General features: G+C 65.8%; 1 protein-coding gene. It reads right to left on the reverse strand.

The genetic code is table 11. From position 1 onward, the window contains the following. Window positions 1-2558 (reverse strand): putative maltokinase (locus BLX41_RS35315; protein ID WP_259744877.1); only part of this gene is annotated, 2558 nt, incomplete at both ends.

A 2558-nucleotide genomic window follows, 5' to 3' on the forward strand; every position in this document is an offset into this window, starting at 1 on the left:
AGCCAGGTGGGCCGGTTTTCCGCTTCATAGGCCAGCTCATAGGCGGCCTTCTCCAGGCTGAACAGGGCCAGGGCGGCATCCGCTGCCGCCGGGTCCTGCCAGCCATGGGCAAGATTAGCCGTCGCCAGCCGATACGCCTCGACAAAGGTCTGCCGCGCCTCACGCAAATAGCGCGTCACCACTTTGCGCCGCCCTGCCGCCGCCCCCGGTGCACCGTCCACGGCTGGTGCTTCCAGGGCCATGGCCGCCGCGTAGTCGAAGGAACGCAGGACCCCGCTGACATCCTTGTAGGGGCTGTGCTTGCCCCGCCGCTCGGCCAGGGGCCGGGCCGGCTCGCCCTCGAAGTCGATCAGGTAGGCATCGCCCTTGATCACCAGCACCTGCCCCAGGTGCAGGTCGCCGTGGACGCGAATGCGCACGCCCCCCACCAACGGTTTGGCCAACTGCTGGATGTGACCCAGGATCAGCGCCTTATGCTGCAACAATTTGCCCACCAGTTTCTGCTCTCCCGCAGCCAGCCCCGCCCGATGCTGCTCAAGCAACTGCAACCCGCGTTCCAGTTGCCCGGCGACCTGGTGACTCCAGGCCTGGGTGTGCTTGGCGGTGGCGTGCTCGGGAGCGAAATCCGGGTTGTCGCTGGGGGCCGCCAGCAGCAGGTGCATTTCCCCCAGGCGCTGGCCCAGCAGGCCGGCGAAATCCTCGAGCTCGCCCAGGGCGTTGTAGTGCTGCTCCTGTTCGGACATGGCCTCGGCCAGTTCGTCGCGGATCGCCCGTTCCAGGTTGTTCTGGGTCCATTCCCAGGCGTCGCCCTGATTGTTCAGGTAGCCCTGGGCAATCATCAGCAGATGATCTTCGCCCTGGGCATCACGGCGCAGCACCGAGCCCAGCAGCGGCGAGATATGGGCAAAGCCGGCAGCGGTGAGGAAGGCGCCCATTTCCAGTTCCGGGTGAATGCCCCCCGCCACCTTGCGGATCAGCTTGAGCACCAGGCTGCCACCCACCACCACCGAGCTGTTGGATTGCTCCGCCGACAGGTAGCGCACCTCGGCGTCGGCGCCCAGGCCCAGCGCCGCCAATTGCGCGGTGGCCTCGAAACGGATCTGCCCCTGTTCGCTGTCCAGCCGGGTGCCGTCCTGCAGCGCCAGCAGCACGTTGCGCACGAAGCTGTCGAGGGCGAAGGCGTCGGTGATCAGCCCCACCTGGCGCCCGCGACGTACCCGGGCCATGGCCAGTTGCTGAGGCAAGGCGCTGCTGAGCTGCTCTTCTGCGAGCAGGCCGAAGGGCAGTTGATAGCGGTGGCTCTGCCCGTCACTGGTGACGTGGATCTCGCTGAGCAGCACCGGATGCTGCGGGTCGCCAAAGCGCACGCCGTAGGCGATCTGCGCCTGTGCGATGGCGCTGTCCTTGCCGGCAAACCAGCGACGCTTGGGCAGCCAGTTGGGCAGCACTTCCTGCTCCAGCGTGGTGCGCGACGGCGCTTCGAGCAATTCTTCGAGGCGTTTCTTCAGCACCAGGGTGGTGAAGTCCGGCAGGCTCTGGGCCGGCTCCACGTGCCAGCTGGGCATCTGGTTTTCCACCGCGAGGACGAACCAGTAGAAACCGTAGGGCGCCAGGGTCAGGAGGAAATTCAGCTGGCCGATGGGCGGAAAGGCGTTACCGCCGAGCATCTCCACCGGCACCATGCCGGCGAACGCCGAGAGGTCCAGCTCCGCTGCCTGGGCACTGCGCGAGACGTTGGCCACACACAGGATGATCTCCTGCTTGCCGTCAGGCCCCGTGTATTCCCGGGTATAGGCCAGAATCCGTCGGTTGCTCGGCGACAGCATCTTCAGGCTGCCGCGGCCAAAGGCCTTGGACTGCTTGCGCACCGCCAGCATGCGCCGGGTCCAGTTGAGCAGGGAGTGAGGGTCGCCGGACTGGGTTTCGACGTTGACCGACTGATAGCCATACAGCGGATCCATGATCGGCGGCAGCACCAGGCTGGCCGGGTCCGCGCGGGAAAAGCCGCCGTTGCGGTCGATGGACCATTGCATTGGCGTGCGCACGCCGTCGCGATCACCCAGGTAGATGTTGTCGCCCATGCCGATCTCGTCGCCGTAATACAGGGTCGGGGTGCCGGGCATCGACAACAACAGGCTGTTGAGCAGTTCGATGCGGCGGCGGTCACGCTCCATCAGCGGCGCCAGGCGCCGGCGAATCCCCAGGTTGATCCGTGCCCGGCGGTCGGCGGCGTAGTAGTTCCACAGGTAGTCACGCTCCTTGTCAGTGACCATTTCCAGGGTCAGCTCATCGTGGTTGCGCAGAAAGATCGCCCACTGGCAGTTGGCCGGAATCTCCGGGGTCTGGCGCAGGATATCGGTGATGGGGAACCGGTCTTCCTGGGCCAGGGCCATGTACATGCGCGGCATCAAGGGGAAGTGGAAGGCCATGTGGCATTCGTCGCCGTCGTTGCCCTTTATGTCACCGAAGTAGAGCTGGGTGTCTTCCGGCCACTGGTTGGCCTCGGCCAGGAGCATGCGGTCCGGGTAGTTGGCGTCGATCTCGGCACGAATCTGCTT

Source organism: Pseudomonas protegens, assembly GCF_003732485.1.
Classification (GTDB): domain Bacteria; phylum Pseudomonadota; class Gammaproteobacteria; order Pseudomonadales; family Pseudomonadaceae; genus Aquipseudomonas; species Aquipseudomonas protegens_B.